The 14,844-nt window shown below is 55.6% G+C and carries 17 protein-coding genes; 4 read left to right on the top strand and 13 right to left on the bottom strand.

Annotated elements, in window-relative coordinates; translation table 11 throughout:
• Positions 1-2: 2 nt before the first annotated feature.
• The 10 genes from flgK to flgB all read right to left on the bottom strand — a co-directional run bounded on the left by flgK (position 3) and on the right by flgB (position 8,841).
• On the bottom strand, positions 3-1,643 hold the full coding sequence (gene flgK / locus L462_RS02355) for a flagellar hook-associated protein FlgK (RefSeq protein ID WP_032679475.1): 1,641 nt from the start codon (positions 1,641-1,643) through the stop codon (positions 3-5).
• Between the two features lie 93 nt (positions 1,644-1,736).
• Complete coding sequence (gene flgJ / locus L462_RS02360) at positions 1,737-2,663, bottom strand: flagellar assembly peptidoglycan hydrolase FlgJ (protein WP_032679474.1); 927 nt, start codon at positions 2,661-2,663, stop codon at positions 1,737-1,739.
• Positions 2,663-3,790, bottom strand: a complete 1,128-nt coding sequence (locus L462_RS02365; protein WP_032679473.1) for a flagellar basal body P-ring protein FlgI — start codon at positions 3,788-3,790, stop codon at positions 2,663-2,665. Before L462_RS02365 ends, flgJ begins: the two co-directional genes overlap by 1 nt.
• A gap of 1 nt (position 3,791) precedes the next feature.
• Positions 3,792-4,493, bottom strand: a complete 702-nt coding sequence (locus tag L462_RS02370; RefSeq protein WP_050595769.1) for a flagellar basal body L-ring protein FlgH — start codon at positions 4,491-4,493, stop codon at positions 3,792-3,794.
• 47 nt (positions 4,494-4,540) lie between these two features.
• Positions 4,541-5,323 carry a flagellar basal-body rod protein FlgG gene (gene flgG / locus L462_RS02375; protein ID WP_032679471.1) on the bottom strand — a complete coding sequence of 261 codons (783 nt, stop codon included), beginning with the start codon at positions 5,321-5,323 and terminating at the stop codon, positions 4,541-4,543.
• Between the two features lie 19 nt (positions 5,324-5,342).
• Complete coding sequence (locus L462_RS02380) at positions 5,343-6,080, bottom strand: flagellar basal body rod protein FlgF (RefSeq protein ID WP_032679470.1); 738 nt, start codon at positions 6,078-6,080, stop codon at positions 5,343-5,345.
• A 9-nt stretch (positions 6,081-6,089) separates the two neighbouring features.
• Positions 6,090-7,289 carry a flagellar hook protein FlgE gene (flgE, locus tag L462_RS02385; RefSeq protein WP_032679469.1) on the bottom strand — a complete coding sequence of 400 codons (1,200 nt, stop codon included), beginning with the start codon at positions 7,287-7,289 and terminating at the stop codon, positions 6,090-6,092.
• 14 nt (positions 7,290-7,303) lie between these two features.
• Positions 7,304-8,011: a flagellar hook assembly protein FlgD gene (locus L462_RS02390; RefSeq protein WP_032679468.1), complete on the bottom strand. Its 708-nt coding sequence runs from the start codon at positions 8,009-8,011 to the stop codon at positions 7,304-7,306.
• A gap of 8 nt (positions 8,012-8,019) precedes the next feature.
• Complete coding sequence (gene flgC, locus L462_RS02395) at positions 8,020-8,424, bottom strand: flagellar basal body rod protein FlgC (protein WP_032679467.1); 405 nt, start codon at positions 8,422-8,424, stop codon at positions 8,020-8,022.
• Positions 8,425-8,430: 6 nt separating this feature from the next.
• Entirely contained in the window at positions 8,431-8,841 is a 411-nt protein-coding gene (gene flgB / locus L462_RS02400) for a flagellar basal body rod protein FlgB (protein ID WP_032679466.1), read from the bottom strand.
• 248 nt (positions 8,842-9,089) lie between these two features.
• Between flgB and flgA the strand changes: the two genes are divergently transcribed.
• The 3 genes from flgA (at position 9,090) to L462_RS02415 (ending at position 10,612) form a co-directional block, all read left to right on the top strand.
• Positions 9,090-9,785, top strand: a complete 696-nt coding sequence (gene flgA, locus L462_RS02405; RefSeq protein WP_032679465.1) for a flagellar basal body P-ring formation chaperone FlgA — start codon at positions 9,090-9,092, stop codon at positions 9,783-9,785.
• A 72-nt stretch (positions 9,786-9,857) separates the two neighbouring features.
• Entirely contained in the window at positions 9,858-10,151 is a 294-nt protein-coding gene (gene flgM / locus L462_RS02410) for a flagellar biosynthesis anti-sigma factor FlgM (RefSeq protein WP_032679464.1), read from the top strand.
• A gap of 17 nt (positions 10,152-10,168) precedes the next feature.
• Complete coding sequence (locus tag L462_RS02415) at positions 10,169-10,612, top strand: flagella synthesis protein FlgN (RefSeq protein ID WP_032679463.1); 444 nt, start codon at positions 10,169-10,171, stop codon at positions 10,610-10,612.
• A 134-nt stretch (positions 10,613-10,746) separates the two neighbouring features.
• Here the strand turns inward: L462_RS02415 and fliT are convergent, their stop codons facing one another.
• From fliT to fliD, 3 genes are read right to left on the bottom strand one after another with little or no spacing between them, the layout of a single operon-like run.
• Positions 10,747-11,067 (bottom strand): flagellar protein FliT, encoded by a 321-nt coding sequence (fliT, locus tag L462_RS02420; RefSeq protein ID WP_032679462.1) that lies wholly within the window; start codon positions 11,065-11,067, stop codon positions 10,747-10,749.
• Positions 11,060-11,467, bottom strand: coding sequence for a flagellar export chaperone FliS (fliS, locus tag L462_RS02425; RefSeq protein ID WP_013097788.1), 408 nt, complete (start codon positions 11,465-11,467; stop codon positions 11,060-11,062). Before fliS ends, fliT begins: the two co-directional genes overlap by 8 nt.
• Before the next feature lie 43 nt (positions 11,468-11,510).
• Positions 11,511-12,983, bottom strand: coding sequence for a flagellar filament capping protein FliD (gene fliD, locus L462_RS02430; RefSeq protein ID WP_032679461.1), 1,473 nt, complete (start codon positions 12,981-12,983; stop codon positions 11,511-11,513).
• A 301-nt stretch (positions 12,984-13,284) separates the two neighbouring features.
• Between fliD and L462_RS02435 the strand changes: the two genes are divergently transcribed.
• Positions 13,285-14,769, top strand: coding sequence for a flagellin N-terminal helical domain-containing protein (locus tag L462_RS02435; RefSeq protein WP_032679460.1), 1,485 nt, complete (start codon positions 13,285-13,287; stop codon positions 14,767-14,769).
• The last annotated feature ends 75 nt before the right edge of the window (positions 14,770-14,844 follow it).

Genomic DNA, 14,844 nt, shown 5'->3' with positions numbered 1-14,844 from the left:
CCTTATCGGATGGCCAGCAGGGCATCAAACATCGCGGTTGCGGTTTTTAGCAGCTGCGCGTTGCCGTTGTAATACTGTCTGAACATATCGAGGTTGATATATTCCTCGTCCATATTCACTCCTGAGAGCGACTGTTTGGTGTCGTATTTGGTACGCAAATCAGTTTCGGCGCTGGTGGCATAGGATCTGACCTCGCGAGCGCTTTCACCTATTTTCCCCGCCAGGCTGGCATAGGCTGCACTCAGCGTGTCGTCACCGATCAGTTTCTCATTCTGAATTTCCAGCATCTTTTCGAGGTTTTTGTTATTCCCCTCACCGCCCGCCAGGTCGGCTGCCGCAAACTCCTGCGCACTGGTTATCTTACGGCTAATGCCTTCGGCTGCGCCTGCCATTGGGTTGAGACTGAATTTATCTCCGGGCACGGTGGTAGCAAGCGCTGGCAGGGTAATTTCAATCCCATCAAACTTAAGCGCATCTGGCAGTGCAGCGGGATCAAGAGGAACGTTACGACCATCAGCGCCGATAACGACCCAGTCAGTGCCGTCAAAGCTGATGTCATAGTTTTCAGATTTCACCTGTTTGAAATCAGTGACCTTGATATGATCCAGCGCATCACTTCCGCCGTTTTTCGCATTCGCAATGGCTTTGATATCGGACAGAGAGAAGAGGTCGCCACCCGGCGTACCGTCAGGCGTAAGCCCTTCGCCGTTCTGTTCGTTCATCCGGTGCGCCATCATAAAGGCGATCTGATCCAGATCCTGACGCGCGACGACGAGATCCTCGTTGCGGAACTTGAACAACCCACCCAAGCGGCCTTTGGTGATGCTGTTCTCATCCAATGGGGACGCTTTGCCGTTCGCATCCACATATGACACAATCACCTTGTTGGGATCGGCATCCGACGGCGAAGTTTGCAACTTGTACGCGGTACCCTCTGAAACGAGCGGGCGTCCATCGGCGAGCGTGACGCTCACACGACCCGAGATTTGGTCTTCGGTCACGGTAATGCCCAATTGTTCGCTCAGCCCTTCCAGCAGCGCGTCACGCTGGTCGAGCAGATCGGCGGGCGGTGCGCCATTTCCCTGCGCACGCTCCAGCTGTTTGTTCAACTGCGCCAATTGCTCGGTAAAGCTGTTGATATCCTTCGCGCTGCTTTCAATCTGGCTATTCGTGCTCTTTTCAAGGCCGGAGAGACGTTTGGCGCTGGCGTTATAGCGGTTTGCCAGTACGTCGAGTGAGGTAAATACCGCCGCACGCGCCGGGCCATCCGCCGGATCGCCGCTCAGCGTCGCCATATCCTTAAATAGCTTGCCCAGAGAAACGGAGACGTTATCCGCCTCATCGGCCAGCATATTGTCGATATCCGATAGCTGTTTCAGTCGTTCGTTATGGGAGGAGTAGCTGGACAGTGAATCCCGTAGCTGGTTGTTAGCAAACGCATCATAAGCACGCTCAACGCCGCTGGCGCGGGCACCGTAACCAAAAAATCCCTGCCCGGTGGACATACCGCCAAGCTCACCGATAATCAGGCTGCGGCGGCTATAATTGGCGGACATGCCGTTGGTCAGGTTGTCACCCGTCACCCGAATGGCGGCCTGCGCCACACCGAGGCCGTTTCTGGCTAAATTAAATAAATTATTCATAGGTTCTGGATATTCCCTGATTGCGGGCCCGGCCTTTCTTTCCGGACCAGATGTTAATGGCTCTGCTTATTTCATCGGTGATGACAGGAATTACTAAAAAATTTTGTCGAGATCGTTTTTATACGCGTTCACGCCCTGCTGAATATCGCCTTTCACCTTCTGAATAATGGTGATGATTTTTTTGGCGTAGGCCGGATCGGTCGCATAGCCCCCCGCCTGCAGCGCCTTTGCCCCCTGTTCCGGCGAGTCGGACTGCACCACGCCGCGATAGCGCGGATTTTTGGTCAGCAGCTTTGCGTAATCCGCGAGGGCGTGTTCATATGAGTCATAGACACGGAACGCCGCTTTCACCTTCTGCTTCACGCCGTTAATGTATTCGGTGGTAGTGATTTCGGTGGTTTTGCCGCGCCAGCCTCCCGTCGCTTTAATGCCAAACAGGTTGTGGCTCGGACGACCATCCGCCGCCGGAATTTCGCGTTTGCCCCAGCCGGACTCCAGTGCCGCCTGGGCGAGGATCAGGTGCGGATGCAGCCCGCTTTGCTGCGCGGCCGCCTGGGCCGGGCGCAACAGACGGGCAATAAACGGATGCGCCCCTTCTGCCGGTTTGGCTAACGAAACCGGCGCAGGCAGGCGCAGTGGCCCGGTGGCCGGAGCCGAAGCAAGATCCGATCGCATAAAGTCGCGTCCCGGTGTGCTCACCGTTGTGGCAGGAGCCTCACGCTTGCCGCCCAGCTGGCGGACGATAAGATCGGCAAAGCCGAGCTGACCACTCCCGGCAATATTTTGTGCAACCTGCTGATCGTGCATGGCGGTGTACATCTCGGAAGACTGGCTGCTCAGCAGATCGTCCTTAAAGGTGGCATCGCGCATGCTCTTCATCATCATCTGCACGAAAATGCCCTCCATCTGCTTTGCCGCCGCTTTCAGTGCGCCGGGCGTTTGCCGCCCGGCCTCCCGTTTTAAGGTATCCAGCGAACGGACATCAAAGGCGGGTTGATCGAGCTTGTCGAAGGCATTCATCAGTTCACCTCCAGCTTCGCCCGCAGACAGCCGGCGTTTTTCATTGCCTGCAAAACCGACATCAGCTCGTTTGGCGTGGCACCAAGGCTATTCAGTGCACGGATCACCGCGTTCAGATCGGTGCTGCTGCGCACGTGCTGCAGCGAGCCGCCGCTGTCACGCACCGAGATATCGGTCTGCGGTACCACCACCGTCTCCCCGCCGCCAAATGGCGTATCGGGCTGGCTGATGATGTTGTTCTGCATCACCTCTACCGTCAGCGAGCCGTGTGCCACGGCGCAGGAATCGAGCGAGACGTGGCGGTTCATCACCACCGAGCCGGTACGTGAGTTCACAATCACCTTCGCGTCCTGCACGTTCACCCGTAGCGGAATGTCCTGAATGTCGGCCAGGAAACGCACGCGGGACGGACCGTCCGGCGGCGCGAACAGGCGCACGGTGCGGGCATCTTCCGGCAACGCAGCTCCACCGCTGTAGCGCTGGTTAATGGCGTCGCTGATCTGCTGCGCCAGCGAGAAATCAGTCTCGTTGAGCTGCAGACGCACAATGCTCTGGGTGGCGAAATCGTTCGGCACTTCCCGCTCCACGGTCGCCCCGCCGCTGATACGTCCGCCGTTAAGCTGGTTCACCTGCACGCGGCTGCCGCCCGATTGCGCGCCCGCACCGGAGATCAGAATGTTGCCCTGGGCAATGGCGTAGATCTGGTTATCGGCCCCTTTCAGCGGGGTCATCAGCAGTGTGCCGCCGCGCAGGCTTTTGGCGTTGCCCACCGAGGAGACCACAATGTCCAGCTTGTCGCCCGGACGGGCAAACGGCGGCAGCTCGGCGGTGACCATCACCGCCGCAATGTTTTTCAGCTGCATATTGGTGCCCGGCGGGACGGTGATCCCCAGCTGCGAGAGCATATTGTTCAGGCTCTGGCCGGTGAACGGCGCCTGCATGGTCTGGTCACCGGTCCCGTCAAGACCGACAATCAGGCCGTAGCCCATCAGGGAGTTGGAACGCACGCCCTGCACCGTTGCCAGATCGCGGATACGTTCCGCGTGGACCACGTTGGGTACCGCCAGCGTCATGCCGTAGAGCAGGATGCTGAGAAAAAACAGGATAGATTCTTTTTTCATGGTCATATCAGAAAGGAGAAAGGTTCAGGAACAGGCGTTGCAGCCAGCCCATGTTCTGCGCTTCGTTGATGTAGCCGTTGCCGACGTACTCAATGCGCGCATCCGCCACCTGGGTGGACGGCACGGTATTGCTGCCGCTGATGGTGCGCGGGTTCACCACCCCGGAGAAGCGGATGAATTCGGTGCCCTGGTTGATGGCGATCTGCTTCTCACCCACCACGCCGAGGTTGCCGTTGGGCAGCAGCTCTTTCACGGTCACAGTGATGGTGCCGGTAAAGGTGTTGCGTGCCGCCGCGCCGCCCTTGCCTGCGAAATCGTTTTTACCTTCGGCTTCAAAATCCGCTTTGCCATCGCCCAGCCAGCTGTTGAGTTTTGAGGGTACCGCGATCAGCCCCATACCGGCCGATCCATTACGGTTGGCACTGGCGGAAGAGCTTTTGCTGGCGCTCACGTTCTCCTGCAGCAGGATGGTCAGCGTGTCGCCCACGTTGCGCGGGCGGCGGTCTTCAAACATGGGCTGATAGCCGTAGTTCATGGCCTGCCCGGCCTGAAACAGTGAGCCGCCGGTGGCCGCCGGTGCCATCGGTAATGGTGTTGCCGTGGTAGGACCCTCGACGAGGGGCTTTTGCATAATGTGCGCGCAGCCGCCGAGCAGCAGCGTACTTGCCAGCAGCGCGGCCGCCGGAATGTACATAGACAATATTTTCATTTCAGTGTCGATAAAATATCTGGCCGCGCGAGCGGCCAGAGAGAGGATTACAGCTGGGAAAGACGCTGCAGCATCTGATCCGATGCCGATACCGCCTTACTGTTGATTTCGTAAGCGCGCTGCACCTGAATCATGGTCACCAGCTCTTCCGCCACGTTGACGTTGGAGATTTCCACGTAACTCTGCTTCAGGGTGCCCGCACTCTCCATGCCCGGGTTCAGCTCGTTCGGCGCGCCGGACGACTGGGTATCTTTGTAGAGATTGCCGCCGATGCTTTCGAGCCCTGCGTTGTTAACGAAGGTGGTCAGCGTCAGCTGGCCTATCTGCTGCTCTTCCGCCTGACCCGGCACCTTCACGCTGACAATACCGTCACTGCCGATATTCAGTTTGGTGGCATCCTGCGGGATCACGATCCCCGGCTGGATCGGGTAACCTTCGGCATTCACCAACTGGCCGTCCGGGCTTTTCGAGAAGTGGCCGTCGCGGGTGTAGGCGGTGCTGCCATCCGGCATCTGCACCTGGAAGAACCCTTCCCCTTCAATGGCCACGTCGTACTCATCACCGGTCGGGTTAATTCCACCCTGGGTGTGAACGCGCTGCGTTGCCACCGGACGCACGCCGGTACCCAGTTGCAGGCCGCTCGGCAGGGTGTTCTGCTCGGTCGCCTGAGCGCCAGGCTGGCGCATGTTCTGATAGAGCAGATCCTGAAACACGGCGCGCTGACGCTTAAAGCCGTTGGTGTTGACGTTCGCCAGGTTGTTGGATATGACGTCCATATTGAGCTGCTGAGCTTCCAGCCCGGTTTTTGCGATCCATAAAGAACGAATCATAGAGACTCCTTGCGCGGCCTTAGCTCACGCTTAATAGCTGGTTGGCCTTCTGGGCATTTTCGTCGGCGGTGCGGATCACCTTCATATTCATGTCGAAGCCGCGGGAGTTGGCGATCATCGCCGTCATCATCTGCACCGGGCTGACGTTGCTGCCCTCGATGGCCTCCGGCGTCAGGCGCAGGGTTTCGTCCTGTGCCAGCGGGTTGCCGCCTGCGGTGCGGAACAGCCCGTCGTCGCCGTGTACCATCTCGTTCATGTCGGCATTGACCAGCTTGAGGCGGCCCACCGGCACCAGCGCTGTCGGGTCGTCGCCCATGCCGAGCGCCGACACGGTGCCGTCGCTGCCGATGGTGACGTGGGATTGTGGCGGCACCTCCAGCGGCTCGCCGTCGCCCATCAGCGGACGGCCGTTGACGCTGAGCGCCCCGTCCTGATCCACCTCGATAGCGCCGTTGCGGGTGTAGCCTTCACTGCCGTCGTCCAGCGCCACCGCCAGCCAGCCGTTCTGCGGCAGCGCCACGTCGAGGCTGCGGCCGGTATGGGTAATCGGCCCCATGGTGGTGTCGTGAAACGGCGTCGACTCCGCCACCAGCGCGCGGGTACGCAGGCTTTCCCCTTCGATGGGCATCGAGCGGAAGGCCGCCAGTTGGGCGCGAAAGCCCGCGGTGGAGCTGTTTGCCAGATTGTTTGCGGTGACCGCCTGGCGGTTGAGTGCCGCGTTGGCGGCACTCATGGCGGTATAGATAGCGCGATCCATCGTTCAGCCTTAACGCAGGTTAACCAGCGTCTGCAGCACTTCAGACTGGGTTTTGATGGTTTGTGAGTTGGACTGGTAGTTGCGCTGATAGACGATCATGTTGACCATCTCGTCACCCAGGTTCACGTTGGAGGACTCCAGCATATTGCCGCTGATATCGCCAAAGCTGCCAGTACCGGAGGTACCGAGGAACGGCTGGCCGGATTGTGCCGTCTCCGCCCACAGGTTGTTCCCCTGCTGCGCCAGACCGCCCACGTTGGCAAAATCGGCCAGCACCACCTGCGCCACGGTTTGACGCTTGCCGTTGCTGTAGATGGCGATCACTTCGCCGGTGTCACTGACCTGATAGTTGTTAAATTTACCCGGTGCCTGGCCGTCAATCTCGTCGAGCTTGACCTGGGTATCGCTGGCGTTTTGGGTGATATTCAGATCGAGATTCAAATCCAGCGCAGCTGAGCCGGTGTAAGCCGCACCCTTGATGTTCAATGTCACCGGCGCGGTAAGCTTGCCGTCGGTGCCAAACTTAAGCGTCTGCTCGCTCCATCCACCAGCAGCACCAGGCGCAGTTGAGTCCTGAGCGTGCACTTTCCACTCACCTTCTGCGGTATGCACGTAATACACTTTAATGGCGTGCTTATTTCCCAGGCTGTCGGTGGCGGTCACTTCGCTGACGTAGTTGTAGGTGTCTGCGTTGCCTGGATCAAAGCCTGGCGTCGCCGGGATAATTTTATCATCGGACTTCAGGTTGCCAGCTACTGAACCTTTGGTGGACGCCGCCGGTGGAATATCATCCGTTGGGATGCGAATCGGCCCGACTTGCGCACCAGGGTTAATCACCCCATCCGTCGCCTGGTAACCGGTTAAAAATAGACCGTTGGTTTTATTAACGATAAAGCCGTTTTCATCCTGCTCAAACTGGCCGTTGCGACCGTAGAAAACGCTGCCCGCTTCGTCAACCATGCGGAAAAAGCCCCGACCGGAAATCCCCATATCCAGTGCAGAGGCACCGTTCATCAACGCGCCGTCGCCAAAATTCTGACTCACACCAGCGACCTGCACCCCCATCCCGGTTGAACCGGCAAAGATATCGGCAAACGAAACAGAACCTGCTTTAAACCCTACCGTTTGGGAGTTGGCGATGTTGTTACCCACCACATCCAGCGCTTTTGCAGCGGCACTCAGGCCGCTAAGACCTTGTGAAAACCCCATAATTTATTTCCAGATTATTTTTGAATAACAAAGACTTTGTTCATGCCAATCGGATCATTATTCAGCAGATGCAGAATCGGCCCGCTCGGATCCATCGTGACGCCCTGCACCTGATCCTGAACCAGCCCAATCACTTCTGGGTTTTCACCCTCTGAATTGCTGGCCTCAAAGGAGAGGGTGTATTCCCTGTCGCGCGGCGGCCCCGGCTCCGGCTTAAAGTTTTCCAGGTCGTCCAGGTTGAAGGTATTCATCCCCTGCTTCACATTCTTGAGCTCTGCGATATACGCCTTGTCACCGTCGTGCAGCGTGACGGTCACCGTTTCTGCATCACCCGTCAACGCGAAGTGGAAATCGTCCGAACCGCCCGGACGATCCGCGCCAACCTGATGGATACCAATTCCTTCTGGTTCGCCGAAAGAGACTTTTGCCTCCCCTTCTATCAGCACGCTACGGCCCACCCAGGCTGAGGCACTCATGCTGCCGAGCTGAATCATCATTGCCTGAACCCCCGCCACCGAGCTGTTGAGCTTCTCGACCCCCGCAGCCATGTTGAACTGCGCCAGCTGCGAGGTAAGCTGGTTGTTATCCATCGGATTGGTGGGATCTTGATTTTTCATCTGCGCGACCAACAGGGTCATAAACTGATTCGACAGATCCGCCGCGCTGTTTCCTGTACCGGTGCCACCTGCGCCGCTGCTGTTGTTAATCGAAGAGACCGCCATATGCGTCCTTACTGACCAAGCGTTAATGTTTTCAGTATCAGGCTTTTGGCGGAGTTCATTACTTCCACGTTGGCCTGGTAGCTGCGGGAGGCGGAGATGGTGTTGACCATCTCGTTCATCACGTTGACGTTGGGCATGCGCACATAGCCCTGCTCATCCGCCAGCGGATTGCCCGGCTCATACACCAGGCGGTCCGGGGCGCTACTCTCCACCACGTCGCGGACCTGCACGCCGCCAATATCCTGACCGACGGCGTTATCGACCTCGAACACCACCTGACGGGCGCGGTACGGCTGGCCGTCCGGCCCCGCCACGCTGTCGGCGTTGGCCATATTGCTGGCGCTGACGTTAAGACGGCGGGACTGGGCCGCCATCGCCGAGCCTGAAATATCAAATACGCTAAAGAGCGACATCACTAATTACCCCTGACTGAGCACAGTCATCATTTTCTTAATATCCGCGCCAAGGAACGTCAGTCCCGACTGATATTTCACGGCGTTATCCGCAAAATTGACGCGCTCACGATCCATATCCACGGTATTGCCGTCGGCACTCGGCTGATCCGGAATGCGATAAAGCAGTTGACTGTCGTCAAACGGCATCGCTTTGCCTTCGATATGCTTATTTGACGTTAATGCCAGTGATACGGGTGATTTCGCCAGGGTGTTATTTTCCATGGCCGCTTTTAGCTGTTGAGGAAAATCTATATCCCGCGCCTGGTAGCCAGGGGTATCGGCATTCGCAATATTCGAAGCCAAAATATCCTGACGGCGCGACAGCAAACCTAACGCCTGCTGTTGAAAGCGAAAGGCGTCATCAAGTTTATTCATGACAACAGAACTCCTGTCTCGCGTTATTTAAACTGCGATAGTGTAGACAGCGAAGGTGAAATATCACACTGCGAAGACCCGACAGAAATAAGCCTATTTAGGGAAATCGGAATAATGAAAAGAGCGATAAAAAAATGAAGAAGGTAAATGCCGTCAGAAGTGTCATTATTTAAGGCAATAAAAGCCGCGCCACTGCGTATATAATTTCGCCACGTTTTATAAATTAAATACCGTATTAAGGCAATAAGATGAAGCTCCGATTATTCAGCGCGGCGATGGTCGTCTTGCTCTGCTCTGCGTCTGCTACCGCCAGCATACCGTCTGACCAGACGGCGAAGAAGCGATTGCTGCTTAAGCTGGATGCCCTGATCAAACAGCCGGAGAGCAACGGCGAAGTGGTACGCACCGTGACCCTGCTCGCCACGTCTGCCCAGCTTTCTGCGGTGTGCTATAACCCCGAACTGAGCCTGGTGGGGCGCGACAGTCGTCTGACCGGCAAACGCACGGTGCTGGCCCAGTGCGGCGCACGTCGACACTTTTTGCCGGTGCGCATTAGCGCCCAGGGCACCTGGTGGATTGCCAGCCAGAGCCTGCCCGGTGGCGCGATTGTGCAGCGCAGCGACATTGAGCCCGTTACCGGCATTCTGGACAACCAGCCCGGCGGCTTAATCTTTAACGCCGACGCGATTATTGGCCAGCGCCTCACGCGCGCCATCGACGCCGGTAAACCGCTGCTGGAAAACCAGCTGCGCCAGCAGTGGCGGCTGCGTGCCGGGCAGACGGTGGAGCTGGTGACCGCCGGATCGGGCTTTCGGATCCGCAGCCAGGGCAAGGCGCTGAACAATGCCGCAGTAGATGACGTGCTGAAGGTGAAAACAACAGGCGGGCGCACCGTCAGCGGCAAAGTGGCGGCCGACGGTCAGGTGATGATTATTTCTCAATAATAAATTTTAGGTTTTCTTTGAATCACCGATGAAAGAAGTATTGAGTAGATAAATTGATTTGCGAGGACAACCATGAGCATCAACAGCAGCCAGACCACTGCGCCGATTGCGAAAATCGCCCCGACTCAGGATCTGCGCGCCCGTACGCAACCTCAGGAACGTGACGCTGCCGCAACGCGTTCAGACAAGCGCGACAATACGAACGTCACCCTGAGCGAATTAACCAAAAAGATCCAGACCGACGACAGCCGCGATGTGGATTACGCACGCGTAAATGAACTTCGCGCCGCGCTGTCGGCAGGTACTCTGCGCATTGAACCTGAGAAAATTGCTCAGGCCATGGTGCAGGACATGTTTCAGTTTTAACCGTTTACAGGCCTCTTATGGACAAGCTTTACCCGATACTCGCGCAGATGAAAACGTCTCTGGATGAACTGGAGGCGATCATGATTGAAGAGGTGAATCAGCTCAACCGCACGCAGATCAACCCGGTGTCGCTGCAGGTGCTTGCGGATAACAAAAACCAGCTGCTGACCACGCTCCAGTATTACGACGACATGCGCCGCCAGCAGGAGCAGATCTGTGGCACTGAAGCCCCCTACCCGGGGCTCGGTAAGCTGTTTGCCAGCTGGCAGCTGGTGCATGAGAAGGTACGCAGCACCAAGGCGCTGAATCAAAAAGTGGAATCACTGCTGCAAAGTCATATGAAAAAAAATCAGCATATCCGCAAGGCCATCGACCATGTGGGTCATGCAAACGCGCTCTATGGTCCGGCGGGAGAATCCAGCCAGTTGCCTTCTGGCCGCAAGTACAACATCAGCATCTGAACATTCCTGTCTGCGTTGTCCTCTTTTGCCCGCCTCTGGTGGGCTTTTTTTTGCCCGGCGGCGCTGCGCTTGCGCGGGCCTACAGGTTGGGTAGGCCGGGTAAGCGCAGCGCCACCCGGCAATCAGTAAAGGGATTAAACCGCCGTGTAGGCTTTTGCCATTGTACTGGATTTGCGCATGGCGGAGAGTTCGGTACTAATGGTGGTCAGACGCCCCTGAATAGCCTGCGTTAACAGGGCGTCGTTCTCCAATAGCGTCGCCAGTTGCGCGCTGACGGGCGCTTTGTTGTACTGCGCCAGTTGGGTTAAATCGATATCACACAACGTTCTCATCCCCATCGTGTACGCCACGGACTCGTCAAGAAACAGATCCCATTCGCCAGCCTCAGCCTGCTGACGCAGCGTCGCATTGCTGATAAGCAATTCTTCAATCAGCGCAATAACATCCTTATCCATGTTTCACCTGCTTTTGCTGTGGCGCAATGGCCTGCCAGGTTTCAGCCATGCCTGTCATCAGGGCGATAAGGTGCGGCAGCTTTTCGCCGGATTTGTTGAGATTCGCCTCCAGCAGCGTACGGGAAATATAGTCGTACAGACTCTCCAGCTCTTCGGCGATTTTCCCGCCCTTCTCGTGATCCAGCCCGGCGCGCAGGCCGTTGTCGATAATATTGATGGCGCGGGAAATCATCTCGCCTCGACGGGCGATATTGCCGGACTGGAAGTAGATTTCTGCGCGCTTCATGGCGTTGATCGCTCCGTCATACAGCAGGACGATCAGCTGGTGCGGCGTGGCGCCGGTGATCTGGCTGTCCAGTGAAACAGCGGTGTAGGCACTGTTGCCCGTTTTGGTGTACATCGTCAAATCCTGCAGGGCAGCAAGCTGCCCGGATTGCTAATAATTAAATTAACCCCGCCAGCGACTGCTGCAACCGGGTGCTCATGCTGTTCATATCGCTCATGGCTTTATCCAGACGCTGATATTCTTTTTCTCTGCGCAGCATGGTCTCTTCAATGCGTCTTTCGACGGCCGTGATCTGCTTGCCAATGCGTTTTTCCTGCTCACGCAGAGTTTCCAGCGCGTCTTCAATGACGCCGTCTTTGTTGTCAATGGACTCTTTATCCCCGAGGTAGGTATTAAAGATCCCATCCATTCGATCCTTAATCCCCTCTTTCCCCCCTTTGCCGAGAAACAGCGCCTCAACCTCTTTCAGGTTGTCCTTCAGGGCGGCATCAAGCTTTTTGTTATCGATAGTCAACGTGCCCAGTGTGCCTGTACGGTCATCGCCGGTTTTGCCATCAAACGTAACGGTAATCCCTAGTTTTCCCAGAGTCTGAATCACATCCCCCACCTCGGGATAGCTGCCGGTTACGGTGGCTTTCAGTTGGCTGGTCAGACGGCGTAAGGAGCCATCGCTGAACAGCGCGCCATTACTTGGGTCAGGCTGAGGCAAAGCATCAGAATTGCTGTCGCGATCGGGTGCGGTGTACTTCGTCGCACCGGCAACGGTGGTGAGGTAGCTGTTGTAGTTCTTAACGAACTCTTCAATCAGCGTTTTCACCTTTGAGGTATCTTCGGTGATGGTGAGGGATTCTTCTTTGTAGACGGGTTTAGCCGGGTCTTTGTCATCGCTTTCAGAGACTTCACGCAACTCCAACGTCACACCGGTGATTAAATCGCTAATGGTGTTAGAACTGCGTATGACTTCCTTGCCATTAAGTAAAATGATGGCATTTTTCGGTTCAGTTTCTGGCATAGCTATGGCAGCGGTCATCTTCCCTTCCAGTGCCGCATTGCCTGTGACTTTGATATCCATTTCCCCGGCATCACCGGTTTTTTTGGAGGTCAGTACCAGCTTGTGCTTACCGTCCTCTATGGTCATCACTTCCGCAACCACATCGCCTTTCTGCTCGTTGATCTTTTTGGCAATCTGATCAAGGGAGGTTTCATCTTTCGCTAAGTCCACCACCAGCGGTTTTTCGCCTTCTTTCACGGTGATGGTTACTTTCGCACCGCTGCTACCAATGGGGTTATCGCGTGTGTCGTTCTCAATCGCAAGCTGATGCGCTTTCGCCAGCTGTTTAACGGCAATGGAGTAGCTGTTCGGGATCGCGCCCTGCCCCGCGGTTGCTTTGAACGTTTTGTTGCCGCTAACGCTGACGCCATTAAACCCTTCGTCTTCCAGCTTGCTGAGATTGTCCTTCAGCGTACTCAGCGAGCTGGAAATCGATCCCCACGCGGAGATCTGTCCTTTATAATTTGACTGCTTTTGCAGATACGGATTTAGCTTTTGTGAAAGGCCTTTACGCTCGTCGGCCATCCATTGGTCAAACGGCAGCCCGGAGCCCACGCCGAGAAAATTAGTTGCAGCCATATATAGTGTTCCTCCAGAAATGAAATAGCTTTCACTATTCTCATCGGGTAATGGAGAAGGAAGTTTAATTTTTCACAGTGGTCGTAACAATATAATTGAAAGGTTAAGACAATTTTGTGCGTTTATTCCGCCATTAGCCCTGGCCATTTTATTAATAAGCCACAAATCTGACGCCATTTCATGCCATTGCTAAAAAAACCAAAAAAATAATTCAGTCTTTTTTATTCCCCCCGATGAAAGAAGTATGCGCAACAACGAACGCATATTTCATATTACCGTTATTACTTAGAAGGAAATAACAATGGCACAGGTCATTAATACCAACGCGCTGAGCCTGATGGCTCAGAATAACCTGAACAAATCTCAGTCTTCTCTGGGTACCGCGATTCAGCGCCTCTCGTCCGGTATGCGTATTAACAGCGCGAAGGACGATGCCGCAGGTTTGGCGATTTCTAACCGCTTCACCTCATCCATCCGCGGTATGACCCAGGCGGCACGTAACGCCAACGACGGCATCTCCCTGGCGCAGACCACCGAAGGCGCGCTGGAAGAAGTGACAGAAAACATGCAGCGTATTCGTGAGCTGACCGTACAGGCGAAAAACGGCACTAACTCCCAGAGCGACCTGGACTCCATCAAAAAAGAGATCGGTACCCGTCTCGAAGAGATCCAGCGCGTAGCGGAAACCACCAACTTCAATGGCGTGAAAGTCTTTGACGGCTCTAAAGATAGAATCACTATTCAGATCGGTGATAAAGACGAAGATACCATTGACATTTCTCTGAACAAACTGGACATGGAAACTCTGGGTCTGGATAAATTCATGGATGACTTCGCAAAAATCGGTACAGGCAACGGCACAGGTAGCAGCTATACTGCCAAAGCCGATAAGAAAGCTGCGACTGATGACACAGGAGTGGTTGTAGGTGGTGGTACTGATAAATGGAAAATTGATGCCGCAGATATCACTGCGCTCAAAGCAGAAATGCCAGGTGGTGCTGCAACAGCCGCCCCTGAAATTTATATCAAAGACGATGAGGCCTTCGTCCTGAATAAAGACGATGACAAGTTATATAAACTCGATCTTGATAAGGTAACATGGGCTGCCAATGGCGCAGGTTTCCAGAAGATTGATACATTGACGTCGGCAGCACTGGTAGAAATGAATGAAGCCGATACCGATATGCTGCTGAACGGACCGACCAAACTGAGCGATGCTAAGCTGGTGAAAGCGGATGACAATGTTCAGGTTGGTGGCGCTCCAGTGAAACTTGATGCCGTGAAGATGGATGCGATTTCAACCGAACTCTTCGGCGGTGATGTCGCGAGCTCTGGAATGCAGTTCTTCTCTGCAACTGGCGCAGCAGCGGATACGTTCTATGCAATCAATGATGCGGGTGAAGTGAAATCATTCAAACTTGATTCCACTGGCGCAGTAGATTCCGCATCTAAAGCCGACGCGGGTTATGGCGATGGCGCAGTAATCAAGAAAGCAGCAGGGGCTGCAGTGGGTGACGGTCTGCTGGCCGACATGGATGCTGCTATCACGCAGGTTGCAGACTTCCGCGCCGACCTGGGTGCCGTTCAGAACCGCTTCAGTTCCATCATTGCGAACCTGAACACCAACATCATCAACACCACCGAAGCGCGCTCCCGTATTCAGGACGCTGACTTCTCTGTAGAAGTGTCTGCCATGAGCCGCGCGAACATCCTCCAGCAGGCAGGTGTCTCCGTACTTGCCCAGGCCAACCAGGTTCCGCAGAACGTGCTCTCCCTGCTGCGTTAATCTGCGTAACCCCTAAATGTCATTACGCGCGTGCCTCACGCGCGGTTGCCCTCCTAGTCGGAGGGCTTTGTTTTT

It is taken from the genome of Enterobacter sp. BIDMC 26, assembly GCF_000534435.1.
Classification (GTDB): Bacteria; Pseudomonadota; Gammaproteobacteria; order Enterobacterales; family Enterobacteriaceae; genus Enterobacter; species Enterobacter ludwigii.
This window is presented reverse-complemented; position numbering and strand designations above follow the sequence as displayed.

Bases quoted from the DNA above. Each gene is read 5' to 3' on its own strand.
- L462_RS02415 (WP_032679463.1), top strand. From the start codon at position 10,169: ATGGACAAGCTTTACCCGATACTCGCGCAGATGAAAACGTCTCTGGAT.
- flgK (WP_032679475.1), bottom strand. From the start codon at position 1,643: ATGAATAATTTATTTAATTTAGCCAGAAACGGCCTCGGTGTGGCGCAG.
- L462_RS02435 (WP_032679460.1), top strand. From the start codon at position 13,285: ATGGCACAGGTCATTAATACCAACGCGCTGAGCCTGATGGCTCAGAAT.
- fliT (WP_032679462.1), bottom strand. From the start codon at position 11,067: ATGGATAAGGATGTTATTGCGCTGATTGAAGAATTGCTTATCAGCAAT.
- flgE (WP_032679469.1), bottom strand. From the start codon at position 7,289: ATGGGGTTTTCACAAGGTCTTAGCGGCCTGAGTGCCGCTGCAAAAGCG.
- flgC (WP_032679467.1), bottom strand. From the start codon at position 8,424: ATGTCGCTCTTTAGCGTATTTGATATTTCAGGCTCGGCGATGGCGGCC.
- fliD (WP_032679461.1), bottom strand. From the start codon at position 12,983: ATGGCTGCAACTAATTTTCTCGGCGTGGGCTCCGGGCTGCCGTTTGAC.
- L462_RS02380 (WP_032679470.1), bottom strand. From the start codon at position 6,080: ATGGATCGCGCTATCTATACCGCCATGAGTGCCGCCAACGCGGCACTC.
- flgM (WP_032679464.1), top strand. From the start codon at position 9,858: ATGAGCATCAACAGCAGCCAGACCACTGCGCCGATTGCGAAAATCGCC.
- fliS (WP_013097788.1), bottom strand. From the start codon at position 11,467: ATGTACACCAAAACGGGCAACAGTGCCTACACCGCTGTTTCACTGGAC.
- flgG (WP_032679471.1), bottom strand. From the start codon at position 5,323: ATGATTCGTTCTTTATGGATCGCAAAAACCGGGCTGGAAGCTCAGCAG.
- flgJ (WP_032679474.1), bottom strand. From the start codon at position 2,663: ATGAATGCCTTCGACAAGCTCGATCAACCCGCCTTTGATGTCCGTTCG.
- L462_RS02390 (WP_032679468.1), bottom strand. From the start codon at position 8,011: ATGGCGGTCTCTTCGATTAACAACAGCAGCGGCGCAGGTGGCACCGGT.
- L462_RS02370 (WP_050595769.1), bottom strand. From the start codon at position 4,493: ATGAAAATATTGTCTATGTACATTCCGGCGGCCGCGCTGCTGGCAAGT.
- flgB (WP_032679466.1), bottom strand. From the start codon at position 8,841: ATGAATAAACTTGATGACGCCTTTCGCTTTCAACAGCAGGCGTTAGGT.
- flgA (WP_032679465.1), top strand. From the start codon at position 9,090: ATGAAGCTCCGATTATTCAGCGCGGCGATGGTCGTCTTGCTCTGCTCT.
- L462_RS02365 (WP_032679473.1), bottom strand. From the start codon at position 3,790: ATGACCATGAAAAAAGAATCTATCCTGTTTTTTCTCAGCATCCTGCTC.